Source organism: Pseudoduganella guangdongensis, assembly GCF_009857475.1.
GTDB classification, from domain to species: Bacteria; Pseudomonadota; Gammaproteobacteria; order Burkholderiales; family Burkholderiaceae_D; genus Rugamonas; species Rugamonas guangdongensis.
This window is the reverse complement of the sequence record NZ_WWCJ01000078.1, coordinates 1-255: the sequence shown is the minus strand read 5'-3', so window position 1 is coordinate 255 and position 255 is coordinate 1. Positions and strand designations below refer to the sequence as shown.

Annotated in this window: 1 rRNA gene; it reads right to left on the bottom strand. The window is 51.8% G+C overall.

Annotation, left to right across the window (positions count from 1 at the left end):
• Nucleotides 1-255: ribosomal RNA gene (locus GTP41_RS26925) — 23S ribosomal RNA — on the bottom strand; the annotation flags it as partial.

The window sequence follows — 255 nt, the reverse complement described above, 5'->3', positions numbered from 1 at the left end:
GCTTATGCCATTGCACTATTAGCACGATGTCCGACCGTACCTAGCGTACCTTCGAACTCCTCCGTTACACTTTGGGAGGAGACCGCCCCAGTCAAACTGCCTACCATGCACTGTCCCCGATCCGGATCACGGACCAAGGTTAGAACCTCAAACAAACCAGGGTGGTATTTCAAGGATGGCTCCATAGGAACTGGCGTCCCTACTTCAAAGCCTCCCACCTATCCTACACAGATTGGTTCAAAGTCCAATGCAAAG